Raw genomic sequence first — 15,851 nt, 5'->3', positions numbered from 1 at the left:
ACCATGAATTACGAAACCAATCGCCCACCCTTGGCCGTCATCCTGGCGGCTGGAATAGGCTCTCGTCTGGCCCCTCTGACGGATGATTGCCCCAAGAGCTTGTTATCTGTCGGCGGCTCCCTCATCCTTGAGAGGATGATCCGCAATTGCCTTAGCTGCGGGATCTCACAATTCGTTGTGGTGCTGGGCCACCGGGCCGATCAAATCAAGCAATTCATCGACAAGACGTTCCGGGGCATCCGCGTCACCTACGTTATCAACGACCGATACCGCGATACCAACACCGGCTATTCCCTGATGCTGGCCTCTTCGGCAATCGGGACGGCGGAGTTCATAAAATTCGACGCGGACGTTGTTTTTGACATCAAGATTTTGCGTAGTTTGGTCGACAGCAAACAGCCGAACGTTCTGTGCATCGACCGCAACATTGCGCTGGAGGACGAAGAGGTCAAGGTCATCGTAGATGATGAGATGCACGTGCTTGAGATCGGTAAATCCGTCGATCCAAAGGTGGCAATGGGGGAATCGATAGGCATAGAAAAGATCGGCGCTCAGACCGGGCCGCTACTGTTCGCAGAACTGGCCCAGATGATGCAAAGCACGGCGCACTATCAGGAGTATTACGAGGCAGGCTACGAGCGGCTGCTTGCCAAAGGCACTGTGTTTCATGCGCTGGATATCACCGGGCTAAACTGGACCGAGATTGATACAGAAGCAGATTTTGCCGCCGCAAACGCGATGTTCGGATCCCCGGTCACAACCGTATCGCGAGGGCAGCAAAGGGCACTGGATGAAAACGCGGCAAAAGTGGCCACATCAACCTGAGCGCTCAGACATCAAATCACCGAGCGCCTTTCATGGGCAATCGGTGAAGCATAGCAGCCAAACCTTGCCATCCCGGCATTGGTTCGCTGCACACTGAAAGGACAGACAATGGCCAAGGGTAACAACAGTAATCGTGGCAACAAAGAAACCAAGAAACCGAAACAGGAGAAGCCGAAAGTCTCGGCAACGGCGAATTCTCTGGCAGGGAAGCCTGCGATATCGATTTCCGGAAAAAAGGTGAAGTAACTGCTGTCGGTGATTGCCCACTCTATATGGCGACGGACACCAAAGCGTTTCGGCGTATTGTTGAGTCATGACAATATGTCGAAACGCCCACACCGAATGAATGTTGCGCGCGTTTCGCATTAACGTCGCTCAGCTTAAACTCGAAACGCTCTATTGCGGAATGTCTCTGGATCGAGGGGGCAGTTGCACGTGCCCCTCCTGGGCTACGCGTGCAACGCCATTGAGGGCGCGCAGGCTGTCCATGTCGGCGTCGTCGCATAACCCAAAGATGGCGCCGATTGCGGGAATGACGTGTTCAACCTTAACACCCGCATTCGAGACGCGTTGTTGGACGTCCTCGATCCTGGCACCGCCGTTGAGATCGACGATAATTTTCACGTCTATCTGTGCGATCTTACAACTCCCTTTTCGGAATGGCCCTGTTGGGTCTGTACATGCATAGCACTTAATATAAGCGCTCCGCTCATACCATTCCAGAGGTGCCGCCCTGCGGTGCTGTTGCCAACCCCACGCCGACATCCTCTTGCGACCCGCTTAGCGGGCGCGCTGTCTGGACCAGCTTATCCCACAAGGCCTGACCCCGTACAGAGCTGTCCTCCTCGGCCAGAAGGGCAGCGACGCCCGCGACATGCGGGCAGGCCATGCTGGTTCCCGAATAGGTGTTATATAGCTGGGGTCGCGGCACTGACGAGAACACGCCAACACCCGGTCCGGCAATGTTGACCTCGCCCCCGTCTTCATTGATCTCGCCGCTGGAGAATTCGGCCACCGCAAGGGCCTGATCGACCGCAGCCACCGCCATGATCGACGGGCAATTCGCCGGGCTACTGACGGGGGCCACATAGCCGCTGGCGCGCGCGCTTTCGTTGCCTGCGGCGGCGACGATCAACGATCCGCCATCCAACGCCATCCTGCCCAGTTCTTCGTATTCCGGATTGTAGGTTTCGCCCACCTGCACAGCGCCCCCAAGCGACATCGAGATGATTTCGCAGCGCTGCTCGATCGCCCATACCATGCCGGTGAGGATATCGCGTTCCCGTCCTGATCCGCGATCGTCCAGCACCTTGCCGACATATAGATCGGCGCCGGGGGCCACTCCGTAGCGCACCCCACCGTCCGAGGTCACACCACCCACGGCCGTACCGGCGCAGTGGGTTCCGTGCCCCTGTCCATCCTGGGCCTGTTCACCATCCACAAAGCTTTCCGATACGATCGTTCGGCCCACAAAATCTGGATGATGCAGATCCAGCCCTGTATCCAGAATCGCCACCTTGATTCCCGCGCCAGTAAACGGGCTGGTCAACGCGCCGACGGCGTCTATCCCCCACGTTCTTTCGTCGCTGTCCTCAAAGCAATGGAGCGCGCGATAATAGTACTCCGGCCTGACCAGATCGATGTGATCGTCAACGCTCATCCGCGCCCGGATGCCGTGAGATTCCGCGCTACTGAGTTTTTCGGACAGAAACCCGATGCGGGTATTCTCCAGCAAAAAACCGGCTAGATCGAATGCCTCGCGGGGCAGGGCGCCGGACTTGGCGCAAAATGACCGCACGTCGGTGCCCGCCATGTTTGCCAGAACGGTTTCGCGGGTTGCCATATCGACGCCGGGCTTGAACAGGATCACGCTGCCTCCCGTTCGTTTCGGTCGCATCAGCTCCACCATTTTTCGCGTCATTGGACAATCCGCTCCGGTATGATTTCAGCAGGTTAAGACGTAATGCGAACGGTTGTTCCTCACAACCTTCGGATAAGATCCACGGTCGCGCCACGCTCGATTCAGCCGATACACCTGTCGGCGGCACGCGGATGATTGCCACGCGGTCTGCTGCGCTTTTCGTATTGCGGATTTCATAGCCCGCTCATTCTTGGACTTGGCTGAACTGGATCGCATTGATACCGGCGGGCCCCATTTGTCGTGCGACTTGCTGGGCCAGAACTTTTTTTGTCATAGCCGCAAAGGCGACGGGCAGCTTGCCCAATTCACGGTCGCGCGCCAGCAGGGTGATGCTGCGCGAAAAACCGGTGATCGGCAGCGGGCGGATGTTCAGCGGCATTTTTTCGACAAATCCGTCGATCAGCAGGCTGGGCGTGAGAAAGGTGAACCCCATCCCGCGCGCGACGCAGGCCGTCACCATGCTGGAGCGGTCCGCCTGAATGACCCGCGGCGCACGCACCTTCAGCCTGCGGAGATGCTGCTCGGTCAGGCGCCCGACATTCGTGGTGGCGGCAAAGCGAATCAGCGGCAGATGCTCTAGCAGTTCGCCTATGCTGCCTGTGGGGCCGATATAGCTTTGCGGCAGCACCAGCAGAAACGACTCGGTCATGATGGGGTGCCGCTCCAGCCCGTCGAGGTCGTAGAGCGGATCGGACGTTATCACCAGATCGGCCTTGCGGGTGCGCAACAGACCTTCGTGATCCTTGCTCTGGCCTGCATGGATCGTCATGTCCTCGACGCCGAAATCGGCCTTGGCCAGTGCGACCAGATCCGGCGTCAATGTCGTCGCTATCGACGCCTGTATGCCAACCCGCAAGTGGCTGATCGGGCGCGCGCCCTGATGGCGCATGTCGGTGACCAGATCCTCGACCCCGCCAAGGATGCGCAGCGCGTGCCGGTGCAAAAGCGTGCCTGCAGGGGTCAGTTGCAGCGGGCGAACCGAGCGATCAAAGATCGTCACGTCGAACGTACGCTCCAGCAGGCTTAGGTGCTGCGAGACCGCCGATTGGCTAAGGCCCATCACCTCGGCTGCAACCGTCGTCTTGCCCGTTTCAACCAACGCGACAAAGATCTCGATTGATTTGATGATGTTGGTGTCGAAGGACAATGCGCGCGCCTCTCTGAAAATTCCCTGAACTATTAGTTATACTGATACTGATCGAATTAATTTGCAATTATGCCAAGCGCGCCCAAGCATGATCGCTGTCTTGGAGGGATTGCAGGTGACCATTTCGGAACCGATAGAGCGCCGCAAACGCAGCGGAGGGCGCGAGGGCCGCAGCGCGCGCCGCGCCGGCGAGGCACCCCCTCGCATCCCGTATATCCAACGCAAGGTCGGCTGCATGGAAATCCTGTCCCAAGAGGGGCTGGAACTGATTGAGCATAACGCAGATCTGATCCTGCGCGATACAGGGATGGAATTTCACGACGATCCCGAGCTGTTACAGATCTTTCGCGATGCCGGGTGCGATGTGCAGGGCACCCGCGTGCGGTTCGATCCCGGTTTCTGCCGCCAGACCATTCAGGCGACCGCCCCGGCGGAATTCACCCAAGCGGCGCGCAACCCCGAAAATTCAGTGCGGATCGGCGGGCGCAATACGGTGCTTTGCCCGTCATGGGGTCCGCCTTTCGTGCATGATCTGGACAACGGGCGACGCTATGCGACATTCGGCGATTTCACGCGACTGGTAAAGCTGCACCAGATGATCCCGCATCTGCACCATTCCGGCGGCGTGGTGTGCGAGCCTGTCGATCTGCCCGCGAACAAGCGGCATCTGGACATGCTCTATGCCCATATTCGCTGGTCCGACCGCCCCTTTATGGGCGCGTTCATCGGGGCCGAGCGGGCGGGCCACGCCATAGACATGGCGCGTATTTTGTTTGGCGAGGATTACGTGGCCAATAACGCGGTGCTTTATTGCGTGTCAAACACCAACGCGCCGCTGGTGATGGATAGCCACATGTCTGGCGCGCTCAAAACCTATGCCCGAGCGGGTCAGCCAGTCGCTTGCACCCCTTGGGTGCTATCGGGTGCGATGAGCCCCTGCACAGTCGCCGGCACCATGACGCAGGTTCTGGCCGAGGCGCTGGCGACGCTGGCGCTGGTCCAGCTGATCGCGCCCGGCGCACCGTGCCTTATGGGCAGTTTCGCGTCGACCTTGTCGATGCAGAACGGCGCGCCCACCTTTGGCACGCCCGAGGCGGGGCAGATGGTGCTGGCGGCGGGTCAACTCGCGCGCCGGTTGGGCGTGCCGCTGCACACGGTCGGCACGCTGTCGGCCAGCAAGCTGCCAGATGGCCAGAGCCAGCAGGAGGGCACATGGGGGCTGATGATGTCGATGTTCGCAGGTGCCAACGTTATCAACCACGCGACCGGCTGGCTGGAGGGCGGGCTGGTGACGGGGTTCGAGAAAACCATGCTGGACGCCGATGTCTGCGGCAAGGTTGCGCGCTTTTTCGACGGCATCGATCTGAGCGAGAATGCGCAGGCGATGGATGCGATTGCGCAAACCGGACCGGGCAAGCATTTCCTAGGGGCCGATCACACGCAGGCCAACTTCCTTAATGCGTTTTTCCGTCCCGATACGCCGGACAACAACTCGTTTGAGCAATGGAGCGTCGATGGTGGTCTGGATTCCGCACAGCGGGCCAACATCCTATGGAAGGACCGGCTGGAGAATTACGTCGACCCCGGCCTCGATCCGGCCATAGACGAGGCCTTGCAAGCCTATATCGCCCGCCGCAAGGCCGAGAAACCCGACGCGAATTACTACTGACATGAGCCGCACGATCATTATCGGCGGCGGTGTCATCGGCCTCAGCCTTGCCTATCATCTGGCCCAGCGGGGCGAGGCGGACGTGACGCTGTTGGAACGCGGCGCGCTGACTTCGGGCACCAGCTGGCACGCCGCTGGTATCGTCGGGCCGTTGCGTGCAACGCCCAATATGACGCGACTGGCGATGTATGCGACCGAGCTTTTCCCCGCGCTCGAGGGGCTGACGGGGCAGGCGACCGGCTACCGGCGCACCGGCGGTTACTGGCTTGCCCGCGCGCCCGAGCGGATGGACGAGCTGCACCGCATCGCATCGCTTGGTCGCCATTTCGGCCTGACGCCTGAAATCATCACGCCTGCCGCGCTGGCCGGGCTGATGCAGGATTTGGCGACCGGCGGCATAGTCGGTGCGATGTCGGTGGTCGAAGACGCCAGCGTGAACCCCGTCGATCTGTGCATGGCCTATGCGCGCGGCGCCCGCGCGAAAGGTGCGCAAATCCGTGAGAACGTGAGCGTGGCCGCGATCCTGACCGAGGGCGCGCTTGTCACCGGCGTGCGTCTGGTGGACGGCACTGAAATCGACGCCACGCGCGTCGCGATCTGCGCCGGGGCATGGTCAAAACCGCTGGCGGATACGGCGGGCGTTCCACTGCCCCTGCAAGCGGTCGAGCATATGTATGTCGTGACCGAGCCCATGCCGGACCTCATGCAACCCTTCCCTGTGGTGCGCGATCTGGATCGCGGCATCTATATCAAGGGCGACGCGGGCAAGCTGGTGATCGGCGGGTTTGAGGCTGACGCGAAATGCTGGGACGCCTTCGGCCCCGAAGGTGATCGCCCCTTTTTGGAGCTGGCCGAAGATTGGGACCAGTTCACCCCCTTCATGGAGGCCGCGCTGGCCCTGATCCCGGCACTGGAAACCGCCGGGATCGCGCATTTCATGAACGGCCCCGAAAGCTTTACCGCCGACACCCGCCCGCTTATCGGGCAAACGCCACAGGTCGACGGGCTATTCGTCGCCGCCGGAATGAGTTCGGTCGGAATCATGTCCTCGGCCGGGGTGGGCCGCGCATTGGCCGATTGGATGATTGAGGGCGAGGCGCCGATGGATCTGTGGGAGGTCGACATCGCCCGCGTCGATCCTGCCACCGCCGCGCCCGATCACATGCAAGCCCGCATGGCCGAGGCTGTCGCTGATCAGTTCACCCTGCACTGGCCCTATAAGCAGCCCAAGGCAGGACGTGGCCTGCGCAAGTCTGCATTGCATGCGCAATGGGCAGAGGCAGGCGCGGTCTTTGGTCTCACCGCCGGATGGGAGCGGGGGCTGTGGTACGCGCGGGACGGGTCCGAGCGGGATCTGCCCTATTCGGTCGGCCTGCAGGCATGGCAGTCCATAGCCGAACGCGAAGCGGCGGTGATGGCTGAGGGCGCCGTGCTGCTGGACTTGTCGCCTTTCGGCAAGTTCGACGTTGAGGGGCCGGATGCTCTGCCATTTCTCAATCGCATCGCCGCGGCGCAGATGGATGTCGCGATTGGCCGCGCTGTCTATACGCCGCTGATGAACGCCAAGGGCGGTATCGAGGGCGACGTGACGGTGACGCGAGCCGGTGCGCAGGCATTCCGCGTGACCTCGGGCGCCGCGACGCGCACCCGCGATGCGGCTTATCTGCGCCGCCATGCCGTGAGCCGCGATGTGACCATCACCGACCGGACCGAGGACGAGGTCGTCATCGGGGTCATGGGCGCAAGCAGCCGCAGCGTTTTAGCCGCGCTATCGCCGGACAACTTCGCGGATTTCGCCTTTTCCACCTCGCGCGAGGTCACTGTCACCGGGCAGTTCTGCCGTGCCACACGCGTCAGTTTCGTCGGTGAGCTGGGCTGGGAACTGGGCATTCCTGCCGCAAGCGGGGCCGTCGTTTTCGACGCGCTGCGCGGCGGCGGGGCGCAGCCAATGGGTCATTATGCGCTGGACGCCTGCCGTATCGAAAAGGGATTCAAGCATTGGGGCCATGATCTGGGTCCCGAGGTGACGCCGCTGGAGGCGGGGCTGGGTTTTGCCATTGATTGGTCCAAGGACTTCCTCGGCAAGCCAGCGCTGGAGGCACAACGCGCCGCTGGCCTCACGCGGCGCATGGTGCTGATGCAAGTGGAAAACGCGCCGCTGATCCTGCATGATGAGCCGGTGTGGGAGGGGAGCCGCATTGTCGGCCTGACCACTTCGGGGGCCAAAGGCGCGCGCACGGGTCTGGCGCTGGCCTTTGCGATGATCGACATCGACGTGGGTGAAGAGCCGGGCCAGACAGCGACTAGAGAGTTCGGGATTGAGGTGGCGGGGCGCATGTATCCGGCAAGGGCGCTGAGCGCGCCGCCGTTCGATCCCAAGGGCGAAAGGATGCGCGGATGAGCGATGCCCAGGTTCTGATCATCGGCGGCGGCGTCATGGGCGTATCGCTGGCCTACCACCTGACCAAGGCGGGGTGGAGCGATGTTGTGCTGGTCGAGAAAAACGACCTTACCCACGGCTCTACCTGGCATGCGGCTGGCCTCTGCACGCATTTCGCGCATAACGCCACGGTGCAGGAATTGCGTGCGACGTCGGTGCGGCTCTACCGCGATATCCTGCCCCAGGAGACGGGTCAGAATGTCGGCTTTCACCCCTCGGGCGCGATGCGGATCACGCGCAATCCCGACCGTATGGACGAATTCGCCCATGTCGCCGGCCTGTCGAAATTCACCGGCTATCCGCTGGAAATCCTGACGCCCGAGCGTGTGGCGGAACTCTATCCGCTGGCGACGCTCGACGGTCTGCTGGGCGGCATCTACGAACCGGATGATGGCCATGTCGATCCGACTATGGCGACGAACGCAATGGCACAGGTAGCCGTGCGCGGCGGCGCGACGTTCCAGCGCTATAACCCCGTGCAGGCGATCCGTCGCGAGGGCGCACAGTGGATCGTCCAGACCGCAAAGGGCGAAATCCGCGCGCGCCATATCGTCAATGCCGCAGGCACGTGGGGCTGGGAGATCGGACAGATGATGGGGCTGAACATCCCCTCCGTGCCGATGCTGCACCAGTATCTGGTGACCGACACGGTGCCTGAGGTTGCTGCCCGCATTGCGGCCGGCGCGGCAGAGCTACCCATTATCCGCGACCCCGAAGAAAGCTGGTATGTGAGGCAAGAGCGCGACGGCCTCATCCTCGGCCCCTATGAAAAGGCCGCGCAGCCGTGGTCAATCGACGGCGTCCCGCCCGAATTCGGCGCGGACCTCATGCCGCCCGATCTGGACCGGGTCGAGCATATTATCGAGGCCGCGATGGCGCGCATTCCCGCGCTTGGGAGTGGCGGCGTCAAGTCCGTGGTCAACGGACCGATTACCTTCACCCCCGACGCCAATCCGCTGATCGGCCCGGCGCATGGGCTGCCAAACGCGTGGCTGCTGACCGGCTCGTCCATGGGAGTAATGGAGGGCGGCGGCGCGGGCTGGTTCCTCGCGCATTGGATGACGCATGGCGCGCCGCCAATGGACGCACTGGCCATCGACAGCCGCCGGTTCGGAAAATGGGCCGACCGCGATTATCGCGTGGACAAGGCTGTCGAGTGTTTCGGCCTTCAATTTGGCGTGCACTACCCGTTCGAGGAACGCCCCGCCGCGCGCGGCAAGCGCCTGTCGCCGCTGCACCACGAGATGTTGTCGCGTGGCGCGGTCATGGGCGCCGCCTACGGATGGGAGCGGCCCAATTGGTTCTCGGGTGCGCCCGGCGATGTGGCGACGCACAGCTTTCGCCGCCCGAACTGGTTCGCTGCCGTGGCGCGCGAGGTCGAGGTGGTCAGTAGCCGCGTCGCGCTGGCTGACCTGTCAGTGTTTTCCAAATTCGACGTGATTGGCCCTGACGCGCGCGCCTTTGTTGACAGCTTGGGCGCAAACCGCGCGCCGCGCACGGGCCGCATTGGCCTGACCCATGCCCTGACCCCGGCGGGCGGCACGCAGGCCGAATTCACCGTTACCATTCTGGGCGATGATCACGCCTATCTGACCTCGGCCGCCGCGGCCGAAGAGATGGATTTCGATCTGCTCAGCGCCCGTGCAAACGGTCTGGACGTGAAGCTGCGCAACGTGACCGAGGCATTTGGCGTGATCGGCCTGATGGGGCCGAAATCGCGCGATGTGCTGGCGCAGGTGACGGACGCCGACCTCAGTCAATTTCCGTGGCTAAGCGCGCAGACCATCCAGATCGCAGGCCGCCCGGCGCGAGCGCTGCGTGTGTCCTATATAGGCGAGCTGGGATGGGAGCTGCACATCGCCGCCGAGGATATGCGCCATGTTTTCCTCGCACTGGAAGAGGCGGGTCAGGCGCATGCCATCGGATATTACGGCGCATTCGCCGCCAATTCGATGCGGCTGGAAAAGGGCTATCGCGGCTGGGGCAGCGACCTGACGACTGAGCGGACTCCGGCAGAAAGCGGAATGGGCGCGATAATTAAGAGTGGTCACACCTTTGTGGGGCAGGAGGCGCTGACACGGCGAATGGACGATCCTGCCCGTTGGGATATGGTGCTGCTTGAGATTGAAACCCAAGGCTTTGATCCCTTCTACGCGCATCCCGTCCACCGAAATGGCCGCGTTGTCGGCGTCGTCACCTCGGGCGCGCATGGCCACCGCACGGGCAAGACGCTGGCGCTGGCCTATCTGCGCGACCGCGAGGCGCGCCGCGACCTCAGCGTCGAAATTCTGGGCCGTGATTGCGCCGCGCATGTGCTGAACCGCCCCCCGTTTGATCCCGATAACACTAGACTGAAAGGCTGAGTGATGATGAAGACTGACTGGACCACCGGCGCCACCGCCGCCCGCCGCGATGCTTATTACGCGGCGTCGCTGAGCAAATTCGTGCCATTCCGCGAGCCATTGGTATTCAAAAAGGGCCAGATGCAATACCTCTGGGACGTGGAGGGGCGCAAATATACCGACCTTCTGGGCATGAACCTGTGCATTTCAGTTGGCCACTCACACCCTCGTGTCGTCGCCGCCGCGATGGAGCAGGCGCAGGAACTGACCCACTGCACCACAATGTTCTACCACCCCGTCCCGGCCCATTTCGCCGAAGAGTTGGCCGCGACCATGCCCAAGGGGCCGAAGGGCGATATCGAATGGGTCGTGCATTTCACCAACTCAGGCTCCGAGGCCATTGATCTGGCGATGACAATGGCGCGGACCTATACCGGCAATCTGGACCTCTTGTCGCTGCGCACGGCCTATCACGGGCCAACCGCAGCCGCGCAATCGATCACCGGCATCGCAGGCTGGCGCCATCCCGGCATGCCCGGCAATGTCGCGTTTGTGGCCGAGCCGAACCAGTATCGCGGTATCTTTGGCTCCGGCACGCAGCCCTACCTCGACGAGATCGAGCGCACGATCCAGACCGCCACGACGGGGCGCATCGCGGGCATGTTCATTGAGCCGGTGCAGGGCTATGGCGGCATCGTTGAAATGCCACCGGGCTATCTCAGTGGCGCGGCCGAGAGGGTGCGCGCGGCAGGCGGGCTATACATCGCTGATGAGGTGCAGTCAGGCTTTGGCCGCACCGGCGACCATATGTGGGGCTTTGAGGCAGACGATGCGATCCCCGATATCGTGGTGATGGCCAAGGGTATCGGCAACGGCTTCCCGCTTGGCGCGGTCGTCGCGCGCAAGCAGGTGGCGGCACCGATGGCCGAGAAATTCATGTTCCACACTTACGGCGCAAATCCGACCTGCTGCGCAGCTGGGCGAGCGGTGTTGCAGGTTATCGCCGAGGACAAACTGCAGCAAAACGCCAAAGACGTCGGCGGCGCGCTGCTGGAACGGCTGCGGGACCTGCAGCAGAAACACCCCGCCATCGGTGATGTGCGCGGGCGCGGCCTGATGCAGGCGATCGAGATCGTCAGCGACCGCAAGACTAAAGCGCCGGACAAGGCCGCGACTGCCACCATTTTTGAGGCGTGCCGCGACGCTGGTTTGATCTTGTCGAAATCCGGCCCCCACCAGTCGGTGCTACGTATGGTCCCGCCGATGTGTCTGTCGATGGAGGATGTCGGGCCTATCGCCGACGGCCTGGATGCGGCGTTCGCATCACTGACCCGCTGACGTCGCAGGCGCTGTGAAAAAGCGGCAGCGCAACTGGGCAGGGCGCGCTACACACGGCGCGTCCTATTTGCCCGCCCAGGAGGTCCGTCGATGAGCGATTCCGGTTTTCTGGATGCCCTGCCTGCTGCAATGGACGCGGTCGGCACGGCCCGCTTTGAAAAGCATCTGGCTGATGCGATCGGCAGCGAGCTGGACTATGACTTTATCACGATGGCGCGCTATTCGGTCGAGGGTAAACCGTGCTTTTTGATTCATTCGCACACCTTTCCGTCGCATATGGCCGAGCTGTACCTGTCGCAGTTCGTCGATGCCGACCCTTATGTCGAGCATTGGCGCACCGCCGAAGAGCCGGGGGTCGTCTGGCTTCAGGACATTGCGTTCGCGCGCAAGCGGTATGCGACATACACAGACGTCTTTCTGCCCCAGATCGGCGTCAAGGACGAGATTGGGGTTTTCCTGCCCGCCGTCGGGCGCGATTCCGTCGCGCTATTTTATAATAACCGGCGGGGGCTGTTTTCGCCCGGTGATGTGCGGAACCTGCGGCAGATATTTGACGTGGGCGCGGCGCTCTACCGTGTGCATATCCGCGCACTTCTGCAGCACGAGGAAAGCAGCGTGACAGACGGCTCGCCCTCGCTGGGCAGTCCGCCGCGCCTGACCAGCGACACTGGCGGAACGATCTGGTTCACCAATGAATGGAGCGCGCAGCAAAGGCCCGAAATAGCGCTGGTGGAGGGCGGCGATTCCGGCGGGGAAACACCAGACGCCTACCGCTCGACCCTGACCGCGCAGCATACGGCGCGGCGTCTTTGCCACCGCCAGTGGATCGCCGGGCTGGGCCTGACCCCACGCGAGCGCGACATCGTGGAACTGACCCTCAATGGCCATGCAAGCGCCAGCATCGCCGAGGTTCTGGCACTGTCGGTCGGCAACGTCAAAAATCACAAGCGCCGTATCTATGGCAAACTCGACATCATGAGCGAGCGTGACCTTTTTGTGCGGTATATTCAGGCGATCTCGTTGAACTGAGGCCGCTACATCCGCCGCATGACCGCCTGTAATATCCGGTCCACCATCATTGCCAGCAGCGCCATGCCAAGGCCTGCGACCAGTCCCGCGCCCGCGTCGGCCCGCCCCAGCGCCAGAAATATCAGCTGTCCCAGCCCCGTCGTGCCGACCAGTGCTGCGATGACCAGCATCCCCAGCGCGTAGAGCACCGTTTGGTTCACCCCAATCAGGATCTGCGGCAGCGCTTGCGGCAGGCGCACCTGCCAGAATAGCTGCCAGGGTGAGCAGCCGCTGGAAATGCCCGCGTCGATCAATGTGGGCGATACGCCGCGCAGGCCAAATTCCGTATAGCGGACCATCGGCACGATGGCATAGGCGACGATCGCCAAAAGTGCGGTGAAATCGCCCACCTGAAACAGCATCAGCGCGGGGATCAGCAGCACGAATTGCGGCAGGGTCTGTAGCACGTCGTTGACGGGACGGATCACGTTCGAGGCCAGTTTTGATGACGCGCCCCAGACGCCCAGCAGGCCGCCGAACACGATGCAGATCAGCACCGCGACCGAGCAGAGGTAAACCGACAGCATCGCTTGCGGCCAGATGCCGTTGACGAGCAGAAACGCCGTTCCGCCCCCGACGAACGCGGACAGGTGCCAGCCGCCCAGTTGCCACGACAACAGCACGGCAAAGCCCAGCACCGACAACCACGGCAGACCCGTCGCGCCGAAATAGAGGAACGCCAGCCCAACGACCACCGCGATACCGCCGCGCCACGCCCCGTTGGCGAAGGCGACGAGGCAGGAGAGCCCTGCAATGGCCCAGTAGGCTGCCTTGGCCGCAGGCACGAAGGTCACGCCCCAAGTGAAGGGCACGATGGCCTTTTCCAGCCCGATCTTTACCGGTAGCAGCACATAATAGAGCGCCGCGTTCTTGAGCGCGTCCATCGCGCCGCCGTAGCGGATGAGAAAGGATTCGGTCCATCTGTTGATGTCCTGTGCAGGCGACCAGACCGCCCATTCCGGCCAGCGCCAGAGGCCGGGCAGGGCATAGCCGGCGGCAACGCTTAGCCCGGCTACCACTGCCAGCAGGCCGAAAAAACGGATCGCCGGCAATCCGACGAAACTGGCCGTTGGCAATTGCCGCGCCGCAAAGGCCGCCGTGATGCGGTCCAGCAGGATTGCCATGACGACGATCACGAGGCCCGACATCAGGCTTTGCCCGAACTGGGCCTTGCGCATACTCGACAGGACCGCCCAGCCGATATCGTCAAAGCCGCCGATGATGGCGGCGATAATGACCATCGACAGCGTCGCCATCGTCGTCTGGTTGATCCCGATCAGCATCTGGCGCCATGCGGTTGGCATCTCGGCCCAGAGGAACCTTTGCCAGCCAGTGCAGCCCGACATGCGCGCGCTTTCCAGTATCGCGGGCGGGATCGACTGGAACCCCAGCACCGTGTTGCGCACCATCGGCGGCGCGGCAAAGATCACGCTGGCCACCAGCCCCACCACCGGGCCAAAGCCAAAAAGCAGCAGGATCGGGATCAGATAGGCGAAGGCGGGGATCGTCTGCATCAGGTCCAGCACGGGCATGATGACCCAGCGCGCGCGCTGCGACCTATAGCCGATATATCCAAAGACAAAGCCCAGCATCACCGCCAAGGGCAGCGCGACGAACACCAGCGACAGGGTGTTCATCGCCTGAATCCAGTAGCCGGAGATCAGGATATAAAGCAGCCCGGCCACCGACAGCGCGGCCAGCCTGATCCCGCCGCCCTGCCATGCTGCAGCGGCGACGATCAGGGCAACGGTCAACCAAGGCAGCCCGATCAGAATGTCCTGCATCAGCGAAAACGCGATATCAAGGCCGTGCGCAATGGCGCGGAAAAACGATTGCGCCCGCTCGACGAACCAGTCGGCGGCGACGTTGATCCAGTCGGCCAGCGGGATCGTCCAGCCCTCGGGATAGGCCAGAATCTGCGGATAGCTCTGCCGCAGCAGCACCAGCACGGTGGTCCCCGCGATCAGCGCCAACCAGGGCCAGGCCATGCCGACAGAGCGCAGCGTGCGTTTGGCGGCGCGGCTCATATGTCGGCGACAATGTCGTCGTGATAGAGTGAGCGGATCACCGTCAGCGGATGTAGCGAGCCGACGACGCGCCCACCATCGTCCACCACATCGACCGTCACGGTATGATCGTCGAACAGCTTGATCGCCTCGTCCAGTATCGTGCGGCGCGGCACTTGCGGATGCTCCTTGCCGTCGTCATGCGCGGGGCCCATCACGTCCTCGGCGGCCAGCACGTTGGCCAGCGGCACGTCGCCGATGAATTCGCGCACATAGGCGTCGGCGGGGCGCAGCACGATTTCGGCGGGTGTGCCGATCTGCACGATCTGCCCGTCCTTCATGATACAGATCCGGTCGGCCAGTTTCAGCGCCTCTAGAAAGTCGTGCGTGACAAAGACAATGGTTTTCAAAAGCTGCTTTTGCAGGCGCAGAAATTCGTCCTGCATCTGGCTGCGGATCAGCGGGTCAAGCGCCGAGAACGGTTCGTCCAGAAACCACAGTTCGGGGCCTGCGGCGAGGCTGCGGGCGATGCCGACACGCTGTTGCTGGCCGCCGGATAGTTCGTGTGGATACGCACTCTCCTTGCCCTTGAGGCCGACCAGTTCGATCATCTCGCGGGCAAGTGCGCGCCGCTCTTCGCGCGGGCGGCGCTGCGCCTTGAGGGGGAATGCCACGTTCTGCACCACGTCCAGATGCGGCAGTAGGCCGAAATCCTGAAATACCATGCCCATCTTGTGGCGGCGCAGCTCAATCAGCGCGCGCCCGTTCGCCTTGAGCAGGTCGTCACCGTCCAGAAAAACCTCGCCCAGCGTCGGCTCGACCAGCCGCGAGATACAGCGCAGCACGGTGGATTTGCCGGACCCCGACAGGCCCATGATGACGAAAATCTCGCCCTCTGCTACGTCAAAGCTGACATCGGCGGCAGCGACAAAGTGATCGGCACCGCGCACATGGCTCAGTTTTTGCTCCAGCGGCATCTGCGCAAAATCGCCTGAGGTGACGCCGTCCGGATCAGGGCCATAGACCTTCCAGAGGTTCCGCACGGACAGCTTCGCGTCCTTTTGAGGGGCGTCAGAGGATGTCGTCATCTAGCGC

Annotated in this window: 12 protein-coding genes; 7 read left to right on the top strand and 5 right to left on the bottom strand. The window is 62.5% G+C overall.

The window, feature by feature from the left end:
- The first annotated feature begins 3 nt into the window (after nt 1–3).
- Nucleotides 4–825 (top strand): phosphocholine cytidylyltransferase family protein, encoded by an 822-nt coding sequence (locus tag U3654_RS11945; protein WP_324751776.1) that lies wholly within the window; start codon nt 4–6, stop codon nt 823–825.
- 108 nt (nt 826–933) lie between these two features.
- Nucleotides 934–1,071 carry a hypothetical protein gene (locus U3654_RS11940; RefSeq protein WP_324751775.1) on the top strand — a complete coding sequence of 46 codons (138 nt, stop codon included), beginning with the start codon at nt 934–936 and terminating at the stop codon, nt 1,069–1,071.
- 150 nt (nt 1,072–1,221) lie between these two features.
- Here U3654_RS11940 and U3654_RS11935 read toward each other — a convergent pair whose 3' ends face one another.
- The 3 genes from U3654_RS11935 to U3654_RS11925 form a co-directional block, all read right to left on the bottom strand.
- The gene (locus U3654_RS11935) at nt 1,222–1,449 is read right to left on the bottom strand and encodes a hypothetical protein (protein ID WP_324751774.1); all 228 of its coding nucleotides are present in this window, start codon (nt 1,447–1,449) and stop codon (nt 1,222–1,224) included.
- Between the two features lie 85 nt (nt 1,450–1,534).
- Complete coding sequence (locus U3654_RS11930; protein WP_324751773.1) at nt 1,535–2,695, bottom strand: S8 family serine peptidase; 1,161 nt, start codon at nt 2,693–2,695, stop codon at nt 1,535–1,537.
- 235 nt (nt 2,696–2,930) lie between these two features.
- Nucleotides 2,931–3,893 (bottom strand): LysR family transcriptional regulator, encoded by a 963-nt coding sequence (locus tag U3654_RS11925; protein WP_324751771.1) that lies wholly within the window; start codon nt 3,891–3,893, stop codon nt 2,931–2,933.
- Nucleotides 3,894–3,981: 88 nt separating this feature from the next.
- On the opposite strand from U3654_RS11925, the gene U3654_RS11920 reads away from it, so the two are divergent.
- The 5 genes from U3654_RS11920 to U3654_RS11900 all read left to right on the top strand — a co-directional run bounded on the left by U3654_RS11920 (nt 3,982) and on the right by U3654_RS11900 (nt 12,711).
- Entirely contained in the window at nt 3,982–5,562 is a 1,581-nt protein-coding gene (locus U3654_RS11920) for a trimethylamine methyltransferase family protein (RefSeq protein ID WP_324751770.1), read from the top strand.
- Nucleotide 5,563: 1 nt separating this feature from the next.
- Nucleotides 5,564–7,963 (top strand): GcvT family protein, encoded by a 2,400-nt coding sequence (locus U3654_RS11915; RefSeq protein WP_324751769.1) that lies wholly within the window; start codon nt 5,564–5,566, stop codon nt 7,961–7,963.
- Nucleotides 7,960–10,365: an FAD-dependent oxidoreductase gene (locus U3654_RS11910; RefSeq protein WP_324751768.1), complete on the top strand. Its 2,406-nt coding sequence runs from the start codon at nt 7,960–7,962 to the stop codon at nt 10,363–10,365. The genes U3654_RS11915 and U3654_RS11910 overlap by 4 nt, the downstream gene beginning before the upstream one ends.
- A gap of 3 nt (nt 10,366–10,368) precedes the next feature.
- Nucleotides 10,369–11,682 carry an aspartate aminotransferase family protein gene (locus tag U3654_RS11905; RefSeq protein WP_324751767.1) on the top strand — a complete coding sequence of 438 codons (1,314 nt, stop codon included), beginning with the start codon at nt 10,369–10,371 and terminating at the stop codon, nt 11,680–11,682.
- Between the two features lie 90 nt (nt 11,683–11,772).
- Nucleotides 11,773–12,711: a helix-turn-helix transcriptional regulator gene (locus tag U3654_RS11900; RefSeq protein ID WP_324751766.1), complete on the top strand. Its 939-nt coding sequence runs from the start codon at nt 11,773–11,775 to the stop codon at nt 12,709–12,711.
- Nucleotides 12,712–12,716: 5 nt separating this feature from the next.
- Here U3654_RS11900 and U3654_RS11895 read toward each other — a convergent pair whose 3' ends face one another.
- Nucleotides 12,717–14,777 carry an ABC transporter permease gene (locus U3654_RS11895; protein ID WP_324751765.1) on the bottom strand — a complete coding sequence of 687 codons (2,061 nt, stop codon included), beginning with the start codon at nt 14,775–14,777 and terminating at the stop codon, nt 12,717–12,719.
- Nucleotides 14,774–15,844 (bottom strand): betaine/proline/choline family ABC transporter ATP-binding protein, encoded by a 1,071-nt coding sequence (locus U3654_RS11890; RefSeq protein WP_324751764.1) that lies wholly within the window; start codon nt 15,842–15,844, stop codon nt 14,774–14,776. The genes U3654_RS11895 and U3654_RS11890 overlap by 4 nt, the downstream gene beginning before the upstream one ends.
- Between the last annotated feature and the right edge of the window lie 7 nt (nt 15,845–15,851).

Origin of the sequence: Roseovarius sp. Pro17 (assembly GCF_035599575.1) — a bacterium.
GTDB lineage: Bacteria > Pseudomonadota > Alphaproteobacteria > Rhodobacterales > Rhodobacteraceae > Roseovarius.
This window is presented reverse-complemented; position numbering and strand designations above follow the sequence as displayed.

Coding starts and splice junctions, on each gene's coding strand:
- U3654_RS11945 (WP_324751776.1), top strand. CDS start 4: ATGAATTACGAAACCAATCGCCCACCCTTGGCCGTCATCCTGGCGGCT.
- U3654_RS11940 (WP_324751775.1), top strand. CDS start 934: ATGGCCAAGGGTAACAACAGTAATCGTGGCAACAAAGAAACCAAGAAA.
- U3654_RS11920 (WP_324751770.1), top strand. CDS start 3,982: ATGATCGCTGTCTTGGAGGGATTGCAGGTGACCATTTCGGAACCGATA.
- U3654_RS11915 (WP_324751769.1), top strand. CDS start 5,564: ATGAGCCGCACGATCATTATCGGCGGCGGTGTCATCGGCCTCAGCCTT.
- U3654_RS11910 (WP_324751768.1), top strand. CDS start 7,960: ATGAGCGATGCCCAGGTTCTGATCATCGGCGGCGGCGTCATGGGCGTA.
- U3654_RS11905 (WP_324751767.1), top strand. CDS start 10,369: ATGATGAAGACTGACTGGACCACCGGCGCCACCGCCGCCCGCCGCGAT.
- U3654_RS11900 (WP_324751766.1), top strand. CDS start 11,773: ATGAGCGATTCCGGTTTTCTGGATGCCCTGCCTGCTGCAATGGACGCG.
- U3654_RS11895 (WP_324751765.1), bottom strand. CDS start 14,777: ATGAGCCGCGCCGCCAAACGCACGCTGCGCTCTGTCGGCATGGCCTGG.
- U3654_RS11890 (WP_324751764.1), bottom strand. CDS start 15,844: ATGACGACATCCTCTGACGCCCCTCAAAAGGACGCGAAGCTGTCCGTG.